The sequence below is a fragment of the Pseudooctadecabacter sp. genome (genome assembly GCF_020627745.1).
Taxonomy (GTDB): Bacteria; Pseudomonadota; Alphaproteobacteria; order Rhodobacterales; family Rhodobacteraceae; genus Octadecabacter.
Genome location: NZ_JAHDGE010000001.1, coordinates 32,163 through 51,079, shown reverse-complemented (window position 1 = coordinate 51,079; position 18,917 = coordinate 32,163). Strand labels below are relative to the sequence as shown.

Below are 18,917 nucleotides of genomic sequence, written 5' to 3'. Positions count from 1 at the left end.
CCCAAAACCGAACGGGCCCCAACTCGGGGCCCGTTTTGCGTTCAACGTTTGCCGTAGTAGAGGCCGACCACATGTTCGGCCTGCGCAAAGAACAGCCAGCGGGCTGTAAAGACGCCGACAAGGTGGCTCAGCACGGCCAATGCGGCAAGGATGTGATCGGTGCTGCCGCTGACACTGTCCAACTGTGTGAGCGCCAGCAGGACGATCGGCGCTATAACCATCAGGGCCATCGCCAGAATGCGCAGTTTTGCGGCGTGTTTGCGGCCGATGACATAAACAAATTCCTTAAGAAGGTAGTTTGTGCCGGTGTGCGGAGGTTCGAACGCGCGGACGGCGCCACGGTCGCCGAGGCCCGTTGCCGTCGCCATGGTGGTGCCCGATTGCGCAAGCGCCTTGTCCCCGATGATCCAATGGGCCAGTTGCGCCAGCGCCGCGATGATCAACAGGACAATGGCGATGCCGACCTGCCCTGCCAGCAGGGCGCCACCGGCGATGCAGATGCTGAGGAACATCGCGGGTGTGGTGATGTTGTGCCAGCGCGGAACGGTCTTGATCTGGGTGTAAATCATCGCGGTTGTGAACACCGTCAGAAGTGACAGCGCGGCCCCGATCCATCCGATGACCGGCAGCGGCGTCGCAAAAAAGATGGCCGCACTCGCGTAAAGCCCCATGACCAGCAGGGCGGCCACGGCACAAATCCCTTCACGGCTGAGCCAGCTGGACCGCCACTGTTTGAACGCTTTCAGCGCGCGTTCCGGGTGACCGAGGTGAAATGTCGACGAAATCAGGCCGCCCACAGCCAACGCGTAGGCGATGAAAAACCAGATGAACGCCGAGAAACCGGTGGGTTGCGGAATACCAAACCCAAGGAAGGCCAGCAGGCCGAAGCCCAGACCGGAAAGCGTGGAAAACAGGATAACGGATGGTGCGGGATGCATCAGGTCTTACCTCCGGGCATGGCGTCGAGGGCTTTGTCCAGCCAGCCTAGAAAACCTGTGGCCTCGGCTGCGACGGGTTCAAGGAAGGGGGCCAGAATGTCCACGTCTTCGGACCTGTCGCGGTCTTTGGGGCGCGGCGGCAGGTATTTGTTCACGGGTTTGGTGCCCATTTCGGGCATCAAATCCATGCCGCCCCGTTCCGCCGACAGGATAGAAACGTTGGAGGTCGGGTCTGCGAAATCCCCGAAGTGCCGCGCGCCTGCGGGGCAGGTGCGCACGCAGGCAGGTTCGCGGTCCTCTTCGGGGAGGTTTTCGTTATAGATGCGGTCGACGCACAGGGTACATTTTTTCATGACCTTTTCGACAGCGTCCATTTCGCGTGCGCCGTAGGGGCAGGCCCATGCGCACAGCCCGCAGCCGATGCAGTCTTGTTCGTTGACCAGCACGATGCCGTCTTCGACCCGTTTGTAGCTTGCCCCTGTCGGACACACGGTGACGCAAGGCGCGTCTTCGCAGTGCAGGCAGGATTTGGGGAAATGGATCAGCTGGGCCGCGCCTTCGGACGGCTGCACTTCATAGCTGTGGACGCGGTTCAGGAACGTGCCCGAGGGGTTCGCGCCATAGGCGTCGGTATCGGCCAGGGGCGCGCCGTAGTTTTCGGTGTTCCACCCTTTGCAGGAGATCACACAGGCGTGGCAGCCGACACAGGTATCAAGATCGATAACCAGGCCGAGCTTTTTGTCAGTGGAGGTGGGGAGCGTTGTCATGTTGTTCCCTTTGCGATGAAGACGGTGCCTGTGGCAGAGGATGGACCCTGCGGGGCGAGTATTTTTGGCAAAACGAAACCAATCGGTTCCTCTTTGGAGGCGTCCCATGTGGCGACGAACCAGATGAAGGACCCGATCATCAGGGCCAGTGCCGCGAAGATGAGGGCGAGGGTTTTGTTCATTTGCCCACCTTCCACGTGAGATCCTTGGGGCCTTTGGGCACGGGGGCCTTTTGGGCAGGTGCCGCAGGCTGGGATTGCTGGCCTTTGGGGGCTGCGGTTTTCTCGATCTTGACGCGCAGATCGAACCAAGCGGCCTGGCCTGTGATCGGGTCCGAATTGGACCAGCGCATGCCGTCGGCCTGTTCGGGCAAGAGTTCATGGATCAGGTGGTTCAGCAAGAAGCCTTTCGTGGTTTCAGGCGCGTCATTGTCCAGCGCCCACGCGCCTTTGCGTTTGCCGATGGCGTTCCATGTCCAGACCGTATTTTCGTTGAGCGCGGCCATATGGGCCACGGGCACGGTGATGACGCCGGAGGGGGAGGAGACTCTGGCCCAATCCCCTTCGGAAAAGCCATGTTTTTCCCAGATTTTAGTCGGCACATAAAGCGGGTTCACCCCGTGGATTTGCCGCAGCCATGCGTTCTGGGTGCCCCAGCTGTGATACATCGCCATGGGGCGTTGGGTCAGGGCGTGAACGTCGTATTCGGACGTATCCGTCAGCTCATCCGACAAAGGCGCGTACCACATAGGCAGCGGGTCCATCGTGTCTTTGATGCGCGCGCGCAGGTGATCGGGGGGCTGCACTGCGCCATGGCCTTCGGCGGCCAGTTGCATCCGGCGCAGCGGTTCCACGTAAGGCGTGAAGATATAGGGCTGGGGGCTGTCGTAGAACGACATTTTCACGGCCCAGTCCTGATAGGCCATGTTGAAGGGTTTGTAATACGCGGCCTCTTCGGGGACGTGGCTCATCCAGAAGCCGCCGTTCTTGATATAGGCGTCCAGTTGCGCCTCATTGGGTTGGCCGCGGCCTTCGGTCAGGCCGTCGTCGCCCATGCGCCAACCGGCCAGCGGCCCCACGCCGGGGCGACGCATGTGGTTGGTGATGTAATCGGCGTAGTCGTCGTATTTCTGGGTGCCGTCTTCGTTCACAAAGCCGGGCAGGCCGAGGCGTGCACCCAAGTCGCACAGCACCGATTGGAATCCGCGCACGTCGCGGTCGGGTTCGACCACGGGCCAGCGGATGGCGTCGGCCACGGCGTCAGCCTCACATATCGGACGATCAAGGAGCGAGATGCAATCGTGGCGTTCCAGATAGGTCGTGTCGGGCAGGATCAGATCCGCGAAGGCCACCATTTCGGACGAATAGGCATCCGAATAGATGATGCGCGGGATGACATATTCGCCCGTTTCTTCGTCCTTGTCGGTGAACATGTCCATCACGGCGGTCGTGTTCATGGATGAATTCCACGACATGTTCGCCATATACATGAACAGCGTGTCGATCTTGTAGGGATCGCCCGCGTGGGCGTTGGCGATGACCATGTGCATCATGCCGTGGGACGACAGCGGGTTTTCCCACGTAAACGCCTTGTCGATGCGGATGGCGGAGCCGTCTTCGTGCAGCAGCAGATCGTCCGGCCCGTGGGTGAAGCCGAGGTGCGGGCCGTTCAATGCCTCACCCGGTGTGACCTTTCCGTGGGGTTTGGGATGGGCTGTGGCAGGTTTGGGATAGGGCGGTTTGAACCGCATTCCGCCGGGCGTTTCCACAGCGCCGAGGATGATTTGCAGCGTGTGCAGCGCGCGGCAGGTCTGGAACCCGTTGGAATGCGCAGAGATGCCGCGCATGGAGTGCATCGACACAGGGCGGCCCACCATTTTGTCGTGCTTCTTGCCACGGAAGTCTGTCCACGGACGGTCCAGTTCAATCGCCTCGTCAAAAGCGACGCGCGCCATGTCGGCGGCGAGGCGTTTGATGCGGCTTGCCTCGATCCCGGTCTGGGCGGCGACATTTTCGGGGGCGTATTTCACGTCGAGGAACCGGTCGGCCATCAGGTGGAAGACGGGGCGGTGGGTGACGCCAGCGTGACGGTGGGTGGCGCGCAGGTCGGGGTCAACGCCTTGGCCGTTCCAAGGGGCCAGATCGCCGGTGTTGCGGTCGATGACCAGCGGCTGGCCGTCGCCATCGCGCAGCAGCAGGCCGTTGTCGGGGCTATTTGGGTCTTCGTTCACGATGCAAGACGCATTGGTGAAACGTGCGAGGTAGTCGAGGTCCAGTTTGCCGGCCTTGAACAGCTCATGGATCAGCGACATGATCAGCAGGCCGTCGGTACCTGGTGTGATGCCGAACCAGTCGTCTGCGACGGCGTTGTAGCCGGACCGGATCGGGTTCACACCCACCACGCGCGCGCCGCGGGCTTTGATTTTACCGATACCCATTTTGATCGGGTTGCTGTCGTGGTCTTCGGCGACACCGAACAGCACGAACATCTTGGTGTGGTCCCAATCGGGCTGGCCGAATTCCCAGAACGCGCCGCCCATGGTGTAGATGCCAGCGGCGGCCATGTTCACGGAACAAAACCCGCCGTGGGCTGCGTAGTTGGGCGTGCCAAAGCCCTGTGCCCAAAGCGACGTGAACGATTGCGATTGGTCGCGGCCGGTGAAAAACGCGAGCTTTTCGGGGTGCTTCTCACGGACGGGTTTCAGCCAGTCGGTGGCGATGGTCAGCGCCTCTTCCCAGCTGATTTCTTCAAACTCACCCGACCCGCGCGGGCCCACCCGTTTCAACGGGGCCTTCAGGCGCGATGGCGCGTTCACCTGCATGATCCCGGCGGAACCTTTCGCGCACAGAACGCCCTGGTTCACGGGGTGGTCCTTGTTGCCTTCGATATAGGCGACTTTGCCGTCCTTCATGTGCACGTTGATGCCGCAACGGCAGGCGCACATGTAGCAGGTCGTCTTGCGCACCTCGTCCGAGACCTTGGGCGATGTGTCGATGACCGGTTGATCTTTGGGCATATCAGGACCTTTCAGTGTCAGACGAATTGGGTGCGGATCAGGCCGAGCGAGGCAAGGCCGATCAGAAGGGAGAGGCAGAAGGGTTTATAGTAGGATTCCCATCTGGGGATGAACAATTTGGTGCCCAGCCAGACGCCCAGCAGGGTCGGCGGGATCAGCAGCAGACCACGGGCGGCGGCGGTGGCCGTCATGGTGCCAAAGCCCAGTTGGATAAAGAGGGAGAAGAGGCCTGAGGCGAACAGGAACAACACCAGCGTGCCGCGCATGGACCGTGCCGCGCTGCCCAGTGACAGCACGTAAAGCGCGATGACCATGCCGCCGACGTGGGCCAGCCCTGATCCGATGCCTGCCAGAATGCCTGCTGTCAGCGTGCCTGCCTTGGACGACAGGCCGGGGATGCGGACCTTGCCCAGTTGCAACACGGCGAGGACCACGATGATCGACAGGGCCACCGCGCGTGAGGTGTCGACCTGCATCGACAACGTCAGCCACAGCCCCAGTGGCCAGCCGATGACGGACCCCGCGACAAGGAGGAGGGCCACGCCCCGATCCGCGTCTTTGATGCCCGCGCGCGCCATCATCAGGCTGGCGGACATTTCCAAAAACCACAGGATGGGGATCAACAGGACGGGGGCAAGGAATGTCGCCGCCGATGCCATCACCAAGGCCGACAGCGCAAAGCCCGAAAACCCGCGCACGATGCCCGCGACGAATGTGATCGCGACGAGGGCCAGAAATGTCCCTTGGCTCAGGTCAGTGATCTGCAACGCCCAATCCATCACGCGGCCCCCAGATTAACGGCATCCAGTGCGATCTGGCGTTCTTCTTGGGTTTCAACGACGTGGACGGGGATATCGCCCAGAAAGGCCAGATGCGCCATGATCCGGTCGCGAATGTCAGCAGAGTTCTGGCCGATGCCACCGGTAAAGGCGACCGCGTCAATGCCGCCCATGGCGACCAGTGCGGACCCGGCGTGCCGTGCGGCCCAGTAACAAAAATGATCAATGGCGAAATTGGCTTCAGGTGTGTCGGCGGCCAGCAGCAAGCGCATGTCGTTAGCCCCGCCAAGCCCCTTGAGGCCGCTGTCCTTGTTGAGCCGACGTTCCGCCTCATCAATGCCGTGAATCTCAGCCATCCGCAGCACGGCCATGCCGTCAATCGCACCGGACCGTGTGCCCATGGTCAGCCCGTCCAGCGGCGAATAGCCCATGGAGGTGGCAACGGATTTGCCGTCTTTGATCGCGCAAAGCGATGCGCCGGACCCAAGGTGCAGGGCCAGCAGGCGGGACGGGATCTCATCGCCAAACTGCGTGACGATCCACGCATAGCTAAGGCCATGAAACCCGTAGCGCCGGATGCCCATGGCGCGGTCGTCCGCTGGGATCGCATAGGCCGTGGCCACATCAGGATTGGTCGCGTGAAAGGCCGTGCCGAAGCTGGCAAACTGCGGCAAGTCGGGTGCGAGCGTCTGCAACGCGCGGATGCCTGCGAGGTTGTTGGGGTTGTGCAGGGGGGCCAGCGGAATGGCCGCCTCAATCCCAGCGATCACATCGTCATCGACGCGGCAGGGGGCCACAAGGGTCGTGCCGCCGTGAACCACGCGGTGGGCGGCGGCGGTCAGGGTTTGTGTCGTGATGCCTTGGGCGGCAAGGCTGTTCAGGATCGCTGTCAGGGCGGCGTCATGATCGGGGGCTGCGATGTCTTTGTCGTCAGTGCCCAGATCAATATGGGCCAATGGGCCGCCGATGCCGCTGACCTGGCCTGCCATGACCTCTGTCAGGTCAGCCGTGTCCGTCGGCTGGAACACCGCCACCTTGATCGAGGACGATCCGGCATTGACGACCAAAATCATCAGCCAGCCGCCACAATGGCCCCAAGGGCGATGGACGACAGGCGCGCCGCCGCAGGATCCGCGCGGGACGTCAGCAGGATCGGCACCTTGGCCCCCATGACGATGCCACCGGCACAGCCACCGGTGAGGTAAACGAAAGATTTGAACAACGCGTTGCCTGAGACAATGTCGGGCACGATGATCGCATCCGCCTGTCCGGCCACGGGGTCGCCCGTAATTTTCTTGGCCTCGACTGCCTTGGGCGACATGATCAGGTCGAACGCCAAGGGGCCCGAGAAATCGGCATCCGCGATGGTGTCCGCCGCCCAGTCGCGCAGTTCGCGGCCTTCGACGGAGGACGGGACGCTGTCGATCGGGCTTTCGGTGGCGGACAGGAACGCGACCTTGGGGCGGGCGTTGCCGATTTTATGCAGCAGGGTCACGACCTCAGCCGTGGCATCGCGGCGCGTGTCAAGGTTGGGGGATACATTCACGGCGGCATCAGAAATCGTGATCGCCTGATCGCCCTTGGTGATGTGGAAGATGTGCACAAACCGTTTGCCCGTGCGCAGCCCGTTGTCGCGGGCGACGGCGGCGCGCATGAAGGCATCGGTGTGCAACTGGCCTTTCATCAAGACATCCGCGCGGCCCTCGCCACAGGCCTTTGCGGCGGCCATGCCGCTTTCAATTTCGCCGTCAGCCTCGATAATTTCGAATTCGGAAATGTCCCAATCCAGCTTGGCGGCTTCGTCTTTGATCATGTGGCGTTCGCCGGTGAAGATCGGGACCATCATATTGGCCTCTGTCGCCTCTTTGGCGGCCAGCATGGGCAGCGGCGCGCCAGCGCGGGCGATGGCCACACGGGGGCTGGGCAGGGCTTGGGCAAGTTTGATGATATGGGCGGGGGCCTCAGCCGCGTCGTTGGACAGGAAAGTCATGGTGGGGTCCCCTTAAAGATGCGTATGGCCGGGGCAGGAAAATCCCGCCCCGGCCCAAGGTCTTGTGACAGACATTAAGCCAACTGGGGCTTCATGTCGTCCTTGGAAATACCGGCGACGGCCACTGGTTTTTTCATGGCGTCGCGGCGGAAAGGTTCACCCAGCTCCTGGTTGATCATGGCCTCGATCAGCGTGGTGATGCCGTTTTCCATCTGGTCCTTGATCGCCTGGTTCAGCGCGTCGGTCAGTTCTTCCTGCGTGCGGGCAACGACGCCCTTCAGGCCGCAGGCGTTGGCAATGCCGGCGTAGGACACGTCTGTGTCCAATTCGGTGCCCACGAAGTTGTCGTCGAACCACAGGGTGGAGTTCCGCTTTTCCGCGCCCCACTGGTAGTTGCGGAAGACGATCTGCGTGACCGCAGGCCATTCACCGCGACCGATGGCTGTCAATTCGTTGACCGCGATGCCGAAGGCGCCGTCACCGGCAAAGCCCACGACAGGCACGTCACGGCGACCGATTTTGGCACCGACGATAGCAGGCAGGCCGTAGCCGCAGGGGCCGAACAGGCCGGGGGCCAGATATTTACGGCCTTCGTCGAAGTCAGGATAGGCGTTGCCGATGGCGCAGTTGTTGCCGATGTCGGAGGAGATGATCGCCTCGCGCGGCAGCGCACTTTGGATCGCGCGCCACGCCATCCGTGGGGACATCCAGTCGGGCTTGTCCGCACGGGCACGTTCGTTCCATGTCGTGCCCGGATCGTCGTCCTCGTGGTCCATGGAGGACAACTGCTGCGCCCAACGGGATTTGGTTTCAGCGATCTTGGCTTTGCGGGCTTCGCGGCCTGCGTCGCCAGCATCGGGGCTGAGGTTTTCGAGGATGCCTTTGGCCACTTTGGCCGCGTCACCCACGATGCCCACGGTGACCTTTTTGGTCAGGCCGATACGGTCCGGGTTGATATCGACCTGAATGATCTTGGCGTCCGTGGGCCAGTAATCCATGCCATAGCCAGGCAGGGTGGAGAACGGGTTGAGGCGCGTGCCAAGGCAGACAACCACGTCGGCGTCCTTGATCAGTTCCATACCGGCTTTGGACCCGTTGTAGCCCAGCGGGCCTGCAAACAGCGGGTGGGAGCCAGGGAACGCGTCGTTGTGCTGATAGCCCACGCAGACAGGTGCATCGAGCTTTTCGGCCAGCGCCTTGGACGCCTCAATACCGCCTTCGGACAGAACCACGCCAGCACCGTTCAGGATGACAGGGTTCTTGGCGTTGGAAATCAGTTCCGCCGCCTTTTTGACGGAGTTTTCGCCACCGCCGGAGACTTCGAATTCGATCGGCTCGGGGATTTCGATGTCGACGACCTGCGTCCAGAAGTCACGCGGGATGTTGATCTGGGCAGGACCGGACAGGCGCTTGGCCTTGGCGATGACGCGGGTCAGAACTTCGGCTACGCGGGTGGGGTCGCGGACCTCTTCCTGATAGGCCACACAATCCGCGAACAGGTTCATCTGTTCCATTTCCTGAAAACCGCCCTGACCGATGGTCTTGTTGGCGGCCTGTGGGGTGACCAGCAGACACGGCGTATGGTTCCAGTAGGCGGTTTTGACGGCGGTCACGAAGTTGGTGATGCCGGGGCCGTTCTGGGCGATCATCATCGACATTTCACCGGTGGCACGGGTGTAGCCGTCCGCCATCATCCCGGCGGAGCCTTCGTGGGCGCAGTCCCAGAAGGTGATGCCCGCATCGGGGAAGATGTCGGAGATCGGCATCATCGCGGAGCCGATGATCCCGAAGGCATTGTCGATGCCGTGGGCTTGAAGCGTCTTTACGAAAGCTTCTTCGGTGGTCATTTTCATTTGGGAATCCCCTCTGATCAAATTTGGTCCTACGTTATGGGTTTGCCCCCCGCAACGTTAGGTCCAGTTCATTACGGGCTTTATCGCCAGTAGTGTGCATATCGAGACCTGTGGTCTCATTAATTTGCCTCGATGTCGAGTCGTTCTTCCGCCGCTGTGCAGCATCAGGCCATTTCGCCAAGCGTCCGCGCCAGCAGGGCGACCCCTTCGGTGATGCGCGGTGTCGGGATGGAGCTGTAGGCCAGTCGGTAATAATTGGTCGGCGGATGTAACCCTTGAAAAAAGGCATCTCCCGGTTCGATCAGGACGGATTTTTCCGCCAGCCGCGCCGCCAGATCGCGGGTATCCACGTGATCCGGCGCACGCATCCACAAGGACGACCCGCCAAAGCTGCCGCGCCCGGCGACGGTCAGCCCGTGTTCATTCACAGCGCGGTCAATGGTGGTGCGACGGTCGTGAAAGGCGCGGGACATGCGCCGCACAAGGGCGTCGTAATGACCGCGCGACAAAAAGTAGGTGACCGTGCGCTGGATGTGGCCGGGCGGGTGCCGCAAGACGGAGGCGCGCAGGGCGCGTGCCTCGCGGATAAACGGGGCGGGGCCGACAAGATAGCCCAGCCGCAGCCCCGGAAAGAGCGATTTCGAAAACGAGCCGACGTAGATCACCCGCCCGTTTCTGTCCAAGGATTTGAGAGCAGGCGAGGGCGGTTTCAGAAACGACATCTCGAATTCGTAGTCGTCCTCGACGATCAGAAAATCCTCCTGTTCTGCTTTTTCCAACAGCTCATGTCGGCGCGACATCGGCATGGTGGCGGCTGTCGGGCATTGGTGGCTGGGGGTGGTGAACAGCACATCGGTGTCTTTGGGCAAAGCATCCGGCGGGATGCCGTCACCATCCACGGGAATGGCATTCAAATGGCATCGCGATTGCACGAGGATGCCACGCAGGGCGGGATAGCATGGGTCTTCAATCGCGGCGGTGCGGCGTTGGGTCAACAACACCTGGGCGGTCAGCCACAGGGCGTTTTGTGCCCCCAAAGTCAGCAGGATTTCGTCCGGTTTGGCCAGGATGCCGCGTCGGGGCAGGGTCTGGCGCGCGATGAAATCCAGCAGTTTGGGGTCGTCGCTGTCAAAGTAATCGGCCGTCAGCGCGTCGAAATCCTTGCGGCCCAACGCCTCCAGCGCGCACAGCCGCCAGTTGGCACTGTCAAAAAGGGTCGGGTCGGCCTGCCCGTAGATAAACGGGTAGCGGTAATTGGCCCAGTCGGCAGGTTTGGAAAAGGTGTCGAGAGAGGTGAACCGTTGCCCGATGGCGCGGGACCAGTCCACGGTGCTGTCGCCTGCGGCCTTTGCGGGAAAATGCGGCGGCTCCGGCGCGTTGTCGGATACGAAATAGCCGGACCGCCCGCGGGCCACGATGTAATCATCCGCCAGAAGTTCCGTAAAGGCGAGGGTGACGGTGATCCGGCTGACGCCCAGATGTTCGGCCAGTTTGCGCGAGGAGGGGAGTTTTTCGCCGGGTCGGAACCGGCCTGCAAGGATGCCCTCCGCCACAAGCTGGCGGATCTGGGTCTGCAACGTGCCTTCGGCGTCGGGTTGCAGAAAAAAGGTTTCGACGGGGAGGGCCATAAGGTGAGTTTAGCTGGCCTTAGCGAGGATGTGAACTGGTCTTATGGGGGAGAGGTTTGCATTAAGCCCTATCTTGCCTTTCGAAACGGCAGACATACGGTTTGGTCACAAGCAAAAGTACGTAAAGGGAGAGGTGGATGTCCATTGTTAAAATTGAAATCGAAAGTCCGGCATCCGAAGAGCGGATTGGAGAGCTGCACAACAATCTGGCCTCCGCAGGTCAAGCTCTACGTGAGGACGAGTTTGAGACCTTTTTGTTGAAGGTGGTGGGTCAGGACGGAAAAATGATCGCAGGCTGCAAAGGAGAAATTGCCTTTCGTTCAGCGCACATATCTGAACTTTGGGTTGACGAAAGTCACAGGGGGCAAGGGCTCGGCAGAAAGCTTCTTGGGTACGCCGAACGCCACGCAAAGGCGCAGCATTGCATTCGGGTCCACCTCGAAACCAGAAATTCGAAAGCTCGCGAATTGTACGAACACCTCGGCTACGCAGTCTTTGGCTCCTTGCCTGACTACGAAGGCAGCAACGCGTTCTACTATCTCGAGAAGAGGCTTGCATGATAGGCCGCTTCGTCCGCTAGTCAGACCACCACCTCCACTACCTTTGCTGTTCCACCGCCGCCGCAAAGGCGCGGCTGTCGACCGCGAGGTTCGCCTGCGCAAACGGGGTCTTGTCATCGTCGGGGTTGAAGAACGTGCTGTCCACGGCGATGATTTTCCATGCGCCGTCCACGTTCAGCAAAAACGGTGATCCGCTGTCGCCTTGGGCTGTATCGCATTCGTGCAGGATGGAATTGTCGTCATAGGCTTCGATCACACGGCAGCCGACGTTGCCGGACAGGTTGTCGCCCGTGTCCCACGAATAGCCTGCTTGGTTCACGATCAGCCCCGCGCGTCCGATCTGGCTGAGGTTCGCTGCGGTCAGTTCGTGGACGTCGAGAAATCCCACGTCATCGCCCAAGGGGCGGTCCAGCACCACCAGCGCCCAGTCATAGCCGTTGCCGCCGCCTGCGGGTTGGGCATCGGGCGTGTAGTTGGGGTCGAACACCGCGCCCAGCACTTTTGCCTCCCCCATGGAGCGGCCCAGCGACAAACCGGCTGTAAAACTGACGGGGGTCAGGGTTTCGTCGCCCGTGTCGGTGACACAATGGGCCGCCGTCAGCACCAGCGACGGGCCGACCAATGTGCCGGTGCAGGTGCCGTCCTGCAGTTCAAGCGACCCGATCGCCGACCATGGCATTTGCGTGGCATTGACCAGCAGCCGGTCATCGCGGCCAAAGAAGTGGTTTTCCAGACCAGCGGGGCGCGACCGGCCCAGACAATCGGCGGTGTCGCTGAAGGCCTCGCACGTGCCGTCACCGCCCGAGGCTTCGTTGCAGACCCCGTCAAAGGCCGTATTGCAGGTGTCGGTGCGGTTGCGCAGATAGGCCACCGGCGCGCAATCGGTCACATCCGTGCCGGAGGTGCAGTTGTCGGTGCCGATGCCCGGTTCGTCACATTCGCCGTCATTGGCCCAGCGGCAGCTGTCCTCCCCGCCCAGCGCCATGGCGCGGCAGTCAGAGGCATCGGTGCCGGTTTCGCAAAAGACCGTGCCGCCAAAGGCCACGTCGTCACATTCGCCGTCATTTGAATACTGGCAGCTGTCATCACCCAAGCTTGCGCGCAGGGTGTCGGGCACAAGGGCCAGCAGGCGGGCCAGAGCCTCCGGTGAGGTGCCGAAGGCGTCGCAATCGGTGGCATCGGTGCCATCGAGACACGCACCCCCCCCGCCGTAGCGCAGTTCGTCGCATTCGTTGTCATTGGCAAAGTCACAGCTGTCGTCATCGCGGCCAGCGGCCAGTTGGCGACAATCGGCGGTGTCCGTGCCGTCTGCACAATAGCCGCCACCGCCGTAGCGGGCCTCATCGCATTCGTTATCGTTGGCATATTCGCAGCTGTCATCGCCGCCACCCGCTGGGGCGGCCACGGTCTGGGCGCTGCAATCTGTGGTGTCGGTGCCATCCGCACAGAACCCCTGGCCACCGTATTGAGCCTCATCACATGCGCCGTCTTGTGCAAAGGCACAGCTGTCGTCGCCTGCATTGGGCGAGGTCAAAGCAGCACTGGATTGGACGTTCATCAGGCAATCTGTGGCATCGGTCCCGCTGTCGCACAGGCCCGTTCCGCCATAGTTTGCATCGTCACATTCGCCGTCGTTGTTCCAGCGGCAGGTGTTGTCACCCAAGCGTTGGATGGCCGAGGTATCAAGGCCCAAGGCCTGCGCGCGGGTCATAAAATCGGCCTCGCGCATTGTGACCCATTCGGAACAATCCAACGTGTCTGACCCGTCCAGACAGGCCCCTGTTCCGCCAAAACGGTATTCGTCGCATTCCCCGTCGAAGGCAAATTCACAGCTGTTGTCTGCGATGCCTTTGGCCACCAGCGCGCAATCGTTGCTGTCGGTGTTGTCTTCGCAATAGCCCTGTCCGCCAAAGCGGGCCTCGTCACATTCGTTGTCATTGGCGAAGTCACATGAATTTTGCGCAGCGGCAGGAAGGGCTGTGACCAACAGGAGGAGGGCAAGACAGGAACGGAGCATGAAACGGGGCCTTTGAAAATGACGTGTGGTCCCACCTTTCCAAAAAGAAAGGGCCGGGTCCACTCTGAACCCGGCCCGTATGTAATGTTGGTGTCGGTGCTTAGCCGAACACACGCCCCAGTGCCCCATCAACCGCAGTGGTGATTTCGTCGATGTCATTGGCCGTTGCGATCAGCGGGGGTGAGAAACACAGCGTGTTGTTCTTGCCCGGAACGGAACGGTTGGTGGCCCCGATGATCACGCCTTGCGCCATGCAATCGGCCACAACCTGACCGACCATCTTTTCATGCACGGGGTCTTTGCTGTCGCGGTCAGACACCAGTTCGGCACCGCAGAACAGACCTTTACCGCGCACGTCGCCGATGACTTTGTGCTTTTCAGCCAGCGCGTTCAGATTTGCCACAAGGCGGTCACCCATGACCAATGTGTTGTCCAGCAGGTTCTCGTCTTCAAGGATGCGCATGTTTTCCAATGCGGCAGCGGGGCCTGCCGTGCAGCCGCCAAAGGTGGAAATATCGCGGAAGTAGTTCATGGGGTCGGTGTGGTCGTCCTTGAACAGATCGAAGACCTTCTCGGACGTCACGCAGCACGAAATCGCCGCATAGCCAGAGGCCACGCCCTTGGCCATTGTTACGATGTCCGGCTGTACGCCGTAGTTTTGATAGCCGAACCAAACGCCTGTGCGACCCATACCACAAACGACTTCGTCGATGTGCAGCAGGATGTCGTACTTGGTGCAAATCTCCTGCACCCGTTCCCAATAGCCTTCAGGGGGCGTGATGACGCCGCCACCGGCTGTGACGGGTTCAAGACACAGCGCACCGACTGTGTCGGGGCCTTCGCGCAGGATGACCTCTTCGATCTGGTTGGCGGCCCATTCACCGTAGTTCTGGTCTGGCGCGCCATCCTGTTCGTGCTTGCGGTATTCCATGCAGTGCGGAACGCGGATGAAATCGGGCGCGAAGGGGCCGTATTGGGCGTTGCGTTCGTCCTGTCCGCCTGCCGACATCGTGGCGAGGGTTGAGCCGTGGTAGTCGCGGTCACGGTAGAGAATTTTGGTCTTCTTGCCGCCGTAACGTTTGTGGGCGATCTGGCGGACCATCTTGAAGGCTTTCTCGTTCGCCTCGGATCCGGAGTTCGCATAGTAGACCCGCGTCATGCCGGGCATCTTCTCGATCAGCTTTTCCGCAAACAAGGCGCCGGGGATCGTGCCCACGGTGCCGCCAAAGAAGTTCATCTTCAGGATCTGGTCGCGCACGGCGTCGGCGATGCTTTCACGGCCGTAGCCCACGTTGACAGTCCAGACGCCACCGGCGACGGCATCAAGGTGTTCTTTGCCGTGCTGGTCCCAGACGCGCATGCCTTTGCCTTCGACGATGATGCGGGGCTCACCGGTCTCAAAGGGCTTGTGCTGGATCAGGTGGTGCCACACGTGGGCGCGGTCGGCCTCTACGACGTGGGTCAGATCGTTTGCTGTCATTCCGTCCATTAGGGGACCTCCTGCTAGAATCGGGGGCGCTGATGTGGCGCGATGTCATACTATTGCGACTTTGCGGGGTGTCAGATAGGGCCAGAGTGCCCCACCGAATAATGCCAGACGGACGTCGCACCGGTGTCCCGCCTTTGAGCGGGTACCATGACCGCACAGCGCGTGCCGCGCAACTCCAGCGTGAAATCGGCACGGTCCGGCCCAATTTTTGCCTGATAGGGCACCTACGTAAAGACACGGATAGATCGCTGAAAGGTGCCAGAATGGCCTATCGCACTTTGATTTTATGGTTCTTGCGGCTTGGCCCGATGGCGCTGGGCGTGATTTCTGCCCTGATATTCGTGGGGGCCTATTTTCTTCAGGTGGAAAGCAACACACGGCAGGCGGCGGACCGTCGCGCAATTGAGGCTGGCCCACCCGCGGCTGTCGAGGTGCAGGCGTTTGATCGCGCACTAGATGTATCCCCCGTGCGCGAGGCTATGATCGAGGCGCAGTTGCTGTGGGACTATTCCTACAATCTTTCGTACGAAAAGGACTGGACCACCGACTATGTCGTGATGTTCCCGATTGTCGCCCCGACCGAGAGCGATCCGAATGCGGTGCGCGGTTTTGCGATGCTCACGGCTAAGGATTCGCGCTTTTCGACATTCACGCCCGCGCAGGTCAAAGAAATGGTGCTGGACGACGGAAAACTTGGCCCGGTTATGTCTTTGAATGGTGAAATTCGCGGGCTGGGGCAATGGCGGGGTCTGGTTGAGGAATCGATGGTCGATATGGGGCTTGCGATGCCTGAAGACGCGGTCGTGATCTGGCCCTATATGGACGGGCGCGCGGCAGCCTTGGGTGCGCCTGCGGACGGTACGTTCACAATTTTTGGAATCCTTTCAAAGGTGGCTGGGGTGATCGGGTTGCTGGCTCTGGCAAAACTCGCGTTTCATCGGACAGAGGACGGCCATGTTTTGGCACATGGGACGGAAGACCACGAGGACGCGGACCAAAGCGCGGCGGCGGCGCCTATGGGATACGGGCTGGTGCAGACTGCCCCCTTCGAGGCGTCGCACGCCGAACCTGTGGTGTATGACTCCGACCCCATCATCGCATCCCCGCGCCGGTTCAGCCTGCGCAAAGCGCTGATCGGCATTGTCGGCGGGGCCTTTGTGCTTCTTGCGGGGTCTGTGATTTACGGGATGGCCGTGACCGGCACCCCGACAGTGGCACAGGCACCTGTTCAGGCGGTCACACCCGACGTCGTCAATCAGGCCGCGCTGCCCCCACAGGCGCAGATCGTGGATGGCACGCCCGAGGATATCGTGTCCAAGGGCCTTGCCTTTGCCGATGCCGCATCCGAGTGGTTCGCGGGACTGATAGATGCGGCCGCAACCGGCGACATGACGGCCGCAGCGACCTTGCTCGCGGTGGTTCTGGCCGCATTCTTTGGCATCATCGGGATCAAGAAGCTGTTCGGCCTGACCGGTCGGATGCGATTGGGCGACGGAGATTTCCTTGAAGATCTTGGTCTTGGTTAAAAATCAACCGTGACGCCGGGCAGGTTGAGCGCTTTTATAAGCTCCCTCAATTCCTGCCGTGCGGCCACGTTCGAGATGTTGAGCCCTTTGACACCCAGATCGCGCAAATCCAGCAGGGTCAGGCCGCGCGGGAACAGTTCGCGAAAGATGACCCGTTCGTTGAACCCCGGTGCCGTGCGGAACCCGATGCGGCGGCTGAGTTTTTCAATCGCCGCTTCCATCTTTTGTTTGTTGACCATGTTCTGCGCCCCCATCCGGTTGCGCACCACGATCCAGTCGATGGGTTCAAACCCCGCCTGCGCACGCAGTTGCCGCGCGTTCCAGACCATCTGGGAATAGACCGACGGGCCGGTGATGTTTTCTCCGTCGCTGTCGATATGGGCCAGCAGGTCGAAATCAATAAAGCTGTCGTTCAGGGGCGTGATCAAGGTGTCGGCCAGCGAATGGGCCACCTGCGACAGACGGGTATGGCTGCCGGGGCAGTCGATCAGGATGAAATCGTTGTCCGGTTCCAGCCCTGCCACCGCGGCGGACAGACGGTGGTCAAAGATGTTCTCGCCTTCGCGCAGGGAGGCGGGGTCGACCTCGGGCAGGTCATGGTAGGTGGGGGTGGGCAGGGCCAGCCCCTCTTTGGCCAGATAGGTCGTGCGGTTGTCGATGTAGCGGCCCAGCGTCTTCTGGCGCAGGTCCAGATCAAGCGTGCCGACCTTGTGGCCCATCCGGCTGAGGGCAGTGGCCACATGCATCGACACGGTCGATTTGCCCGCGCCGCCCTTTTCGTTCCCCACAACGATGATATGTGCCACTGCTTTGTTCCCTCGATGCTGTTTCCGGGTCGTTGCCCGGAAAGATGGCGTAACCTTACTGCGTCTGGCTGGCAAGACAATCACTGCACACGGGCCACTGGGGATTGACTTGTGGGGGCGTGGCCTCCATGTGCCACACAACGGGTCGATACCGGCTGCCGCGTGAGCAGGCGCACAAGGTGCGCGCAGGTGTATCGACCACGGACCAAAGACAGGTCCGATGAAGGTTCCCACAATCACGCAGGGGTGCCGCGCCATCAGGCGCGCGTTCTGTGGCGGGCAGTTCCCGTAGATATTGACGGCCATAGCGCCGTGCATGGGCCTTTGCCCAGAAAGACGACCGATGGATTTTGACATGCTGGGCCTTGCGCCCCGACTGATCGCCGCCCTTGAAAAGCAAGGCATCACCGACCCGACACCGATCCAGTCCCAAGCGATCCCGCACGCCATGAATGGCCGCGATGTGATGGGGCTGGCACAGACCGGGTCTGGCAAGACGGCGGCCTTTGGCCTGCCGATGATCAACATGCTGCTGAAAGAACAGGGCAAGCCCGCGCCCAAAACCGCGCGCGCCCTGATCCTCGCCCCCACCCGCGAATTGGCCAAACAAATTCAGGAGAATTTGGCCGCCTACACCACCGGCACGCACCTCAAGACCATGTTGGTCGTGGGCGGGGCCGGTATCGTCGGGCAGATGCGTAAACTGGAACGTGGCACGGACCTGCTGGTCGCCACACCGGGCCGGTTGATTGACCTGCTGGACCGTAAGGCCGTGCGCCTGAATGAGACGCACTTTCTGGTGCTGGATGAGGCGGACCAGATGCTCGACATGGGGTTCATCCATGCGCTGCGCCAGATTGCACCTCTCTTGGCGGCGGATCGTCAGACGATGCTGTTTTCAGCGACGATGCCCAAACAGATGAACGAATTGGCACAGGCCTATCTGAACGACCCCGTGCGCGTGCAGGTGAACGCACCCGGCAAGGCGGTGGACCGGATCGAACAATCGGTGCATTTCGTGGCCAAGGCTGCCAAGACCGATCTGTTGATTGAATTGATGGACAAGCACCGCGATGAACGCGCGATTGTGTTTGGCCGCACGAAACACGGGTCCGAAAAGCTGCATAAACTGCTTGAGAAAAAGGGTTTTGCCAGCGCGTCGATCCACGGCAACAAATCCCAAGGCCAGCGGGATCGCGCGATCACGGATTTTAAGGCGGGCAAGGTGACGGTGCTGGTGGCCACGGATGTGGCGGCGCGTGGTCTGGACATTCCCGAGGTCAAACACGTCTACAATTACGACCTGCCCAATGTGCCCGAAAACTACGTGCACCGGATTGGCCGGACGGCCCGTGCGGGCGCGGACGGTATGGCGATTGCCTTTTGTGCACCTGATGAGATGGGCGAGCTGCGCGACATCCAGAAGGCCATGAAGGCCGACATCCCCGTGGCAGGTGGCCGCCCTTGGGCCAAGGACGAAGAAGAAGCCAAACCCAAGCGCGGCGGCGGCGGGGGCCGTCGTGGCGGCGGTGGCGGTGGCGGCGGCCG

The 18,917-nt window shown here is 61.3% G+C and carries 15 protein-coding genes; 3 read left to right on the top strand and 12 right to left on the bottom strand.

What is annotated here, in order from left to right; translation table 11 throughout:
- Nucleotides 1-41: 41 nt before the first annotated feature.
- The 9 genes from QZ653_RS00265 to QZ653_RS00225 all read right to left on the bottom strand — a co-directional run bounded on the left by QZ653_RS00265 (nucleotide 42) and on the right by QZ653_RS00225 (nucleotide 10,971).
- Nucleotides 42-938 (bottom strand): dimethyl sulfoxide reductase anchor subunit family protein, encoded by an 897-nt coding sequence (locus QZ653_RS00265; RefSeq protein WP_296416879.1) that lies wholly within the window; start codon nucleotides 936-938, stop codon nucleotides 42-44.
- Nucleotides 938-1,705: a 4Fe-4S dicluster domain-containing protein gene (locus QZ653_RS00260; RefSeq protein ID WP_296416877.1), complete on the bottom strand. Its 768-nt coding sequence runs from the start codon at nucleotides 1,703-1,705 to the stop codon at nucleotides 938-940. The genes QZ653_RS00265 and QZ653_RS00260 overlap by 1 nt, the downstream gene beginning before the upstream one ends.
- Entirely contained in the window at nucleotides 1,702-1,887 is a 186-nt protein-coding gene (locus QZ653_RS00255) for a hypothetical protein (protein WP_296416875.1), read from the bottom strand. Before QZ653_RS00255 ends, QZ653_RS00260 begins: the two co-directional genes overlap by 4 nt.
- Nucleotides 1,884-4,721 (bottom strand): molybdopterin oxidoreductase family protein, encoded by a 2,838-nt coding sequence (locus QZ653_RS00250; protein WP_296416873.1) that lies wholly within the window; start codon nucleotides 4,719-4,721, stop codon nucleotides 1,884-1,886. The genes QZ653_RS00255 and QZ653_RS00250 overlap by 4 nt, the downstream gene beginning before the upstream one ends.
- 17 nt (nucleotides 4,722-4,738) lie before the next feature.
- On the bottom strand, nucleotides 4,739-5,500 hold the full coding sequence (locus tag QZ653_RS00245; protein ID WP_296416871.1) for a sulfite exporter TauE/SafE family protein: 762 nt from the start codon (nucleotides 5,498-5,500) through the stop codon (nucleotides 4,739-4,741).
- Nucleotides 5,500-6,573, bottom strand: coding sequence for an acetate/propionate family kinase (locus QZ653_RS00240; RefSeq protein ID WP_296416869.1), 1,074 nt, complete (start codon nucleotides 6,571-6,573; stop codon nucleotides 5,500-5,502). Before QZ653_RS00240 ends, QZ653_RS00245 begins: the two co-directional genes overlap by 1 nt.
- On the bottom strand, nucleotides 6,573-7,490 hold the full coding sequence (locus tag QZ653_RS00235) for a phosphate acyltransferase (RefSeq protein ID WP_296416867.1): 918 nt from the start codon (nucleotides 7,488-7,490) through the stop codon (nucleotides 6,573-6,575). Before QZ653_RS00235 ends, QZ653_RS00240 begins: the two co-directional genes overlap by 1 nt.
- 74 nt (nucleotides 7,491-7,564) lie before the next feature.
- Nucleotides 7,565-9,343 carry a sulfoacetaldehyde acetyltransferase gene (xsc, locus tag QZ653_RS00230; RefSeq protein ID WP_296416866.1) on the bottom strand — a complete coding sequence of 593 codons (1,779 nt, stop codon included), beginning with the start codon at nucleotides 9,341-9,343 and terminating at the stop codon, nucleotides 7,565-7,567.
- Between the two features lie 164 nt (nucleotides 9,344-9,507).
- Nucleotides 9,508-10,971, bottom strand: a complete 1,464-nt coding sequence (locus tag QZ653_RS00225; RefSeq protein WP_296416865.1) for a PLP-dependent aminotransferase family protein — start codon at nucleotides 10,969-10,971, stop codon at nucleotides 9,508-9,510.
- 137 nt (nucleotides 10,972-11,108) lie between these two features.
- On the opposite strand from QZ653_RS00225, the gene QZ653_RS00220 reads away from it, so the two are divergent.
- Nucleotides 11,109-11,531 carry a GNAT family N-acetyltransferase gene (locus tag QZ653_RS00220; RefSeq protein ID WP_296416863.1) on the top strand — a complete coding sequence of 141 codons (423 nt, stop codon included), beginning with the start codon at nucleotides 11,109-11,111 and terminating at the stop codon, nucleotides 11,529-11,531.
- Between the two features lie 37 nt (nucleotides 11,532-11,568).
- On the opposite strand, the gene QZ653_RS00215 is transcribed toward QZ653_RS00220, so the two are convergent.
- Together QZ653_RS00215 and QZ653_RS00210 are read right to left on the bottom strand one after the other, a co-directional pair.
- Entirely contained in the window at nucleotides 11,569-13,548 is a 1,980-nt protein-coding gene (locus tag QZ653_RS00215) for a trypsin-like serine peptidase (protein ID WP_296416861.1), read from the bottom strand.
- A gap of 100 nt (nucleotides 13,549-13,648) precedes the next feature.
- Entirely contained in the window at nucleotides 13,649-15,037 is a 1,389-nt protein-coding gene (locus QZ653_RS00210; protein ID WP_296416859.1) for an aspartate aminotransferase family protein, read from the bottom strand.
- A gap of 263 nt (nucleotides 15,038-15,300) precedes the next feature.
- On the opposite strand from QZ653_RS00210, the gene QZ653_RS00205 reads away from it, so the two are divergent.
- Complete coding sequence (locus tag QZ653_RS00205; RefSeq protein ID WP_296416857.1) at nucleotides 15,301-16,563, top strand: hypothetical protein; 1,263 nt, start codon at nucleotides 15,301-15,303, stop codon at nucleotides 16,561-16,563.
- Here the strand turns inward: QZ653_RS00205 and QZ653_RS00200 are convergent.
- Nucleotides 16,560-17,369 (bottom strand): division plane positioning ATPase MipZ, encoded by an 810-nt coding sequence (locus tag QZ653_RS00200; protein WP_296416855.1) that lies wholly within the window; start codon nucleotides 17,367-17,369, stop codon nucleotides 16,560-16,562. The two genes, QZ653_RS00205 and QZ653_RS00200, sit on opposite strands and share 4 nt — an antisense overlap.
- Nucleotides 17,370-17,712: 343 nt before the next feature.
- On the opposite strand from QZ653_RS00200, the gene QZ653_RS00195 reads away from it, so the two are divergent.
- Nucleotides 17,713-18,917 (top strand): DEAD/DEAH box helicase (locus QZ653_RS00195; RefSeq protein ID WP_296416854.1); only part of this gene is annotated, 1,205 nt, incomplete at its 3' end.

What these genes read in the sequence shown, in the direction of transcription:
- QZ653_RS00215 (WP_296416861.1), bottom strand. Translation starts at nt 13,548, where the DNA reads ATGCTCCGTTCCTGTCTTGCCCTCCTCCTGTTGGTCACAGCCCTTCCT.
- QZ653_RS00225 (WP_296416865.1), bottom strand. Translation starts at nt 10,971, where the DNA reads ATGGCCCTCCCCGTCGAAACCTTTTTTCTGCAACCCGACGCCGAAGGC.
- QZ653_RS00265 (WP_296416879.1), bottom strand. Translation starts at nt 938, where the DNA reads ATGCATCCCGCACCATCCGTTATCCTGTTTTCCACGCTTTCCGGTCTG.
- QZ653_RS00235 (WP_296416867.1), bottom strand. Translation starts at nt 7,490, where the DNA reads ATGACTTTCCTGTCCAACGACGCGGCTGAGGCCCCCGCCCATATCATC.
- QZ653_RS00245 (WP_296416871.1), bottom strand. Translation starts at nt 5,500, where the DNA reads ATGGATTGGGCGTTGCAGATCACTGACCTGAGCCAAGGGACATTTCTG.
- QZ653_RS00210 (WP_296416859.1), bottom strand. Translation starts at nt 15,037, where the DNA reads ATGGACGGAATGACAGCAAACGATCTGACCCACGTCGTAGAGGCCGAC.
- QZ653_RS00255 (WP_296416875.1), bottom strand. Translation starts at nt 1,887, where the DNA reads ATGAACAAAACCCTCGCCCTCATCTTCGCGGCACTGGCCCTGATGATC.
- xsc (WP_296416866.1), bottom strand. Translation starts at nt 9,343, where the DNA reads ATGAAAATGACCACCGAAGAAGCTTTCGTAAAGACGCTTCAAGCCCAC.
- QZ653_RS00260 (WP_296416877.1), bottom strand. Translation starts at nt 1,705, where the DNA reads ATGACAACGCTCCCCACCTCCACTGACAAAAAGCTCGGCCTGGTTATC.
- QZ653_RS00250 (WP_296416873.1), bottom strand. Translation starts at nt 4,721, where the DNA reads ATGCCCAAAGATCAACCGGTCATCGACACATCGCCCAAGGTCTCGGAC.
- QZ653_RS00220 (WP_296416863.1), top strand. Translation starts at nt 11,109, where the DNA reads ATGTCCATTGTTAAAATTGAAATCGAAAGTCCGGCATCCGAAGAGCGG.
- QZ653_RS00205 (WP_296416857.1), top strand. Translation starts at nt 15,301, where the DNA reads ATGGCCTATCGCACTTTGATTTTATGGTTCTTGCGGCTTGGCCCGATG.
- QZ653_RS00240 (WP_296416869.1), bottom strand. Translation starts at nt 6,573, where the DNA reads ATGATTTTGGTCGTCAATGCCGGATCGTCCTCGATCAAGGTGGCGGTG.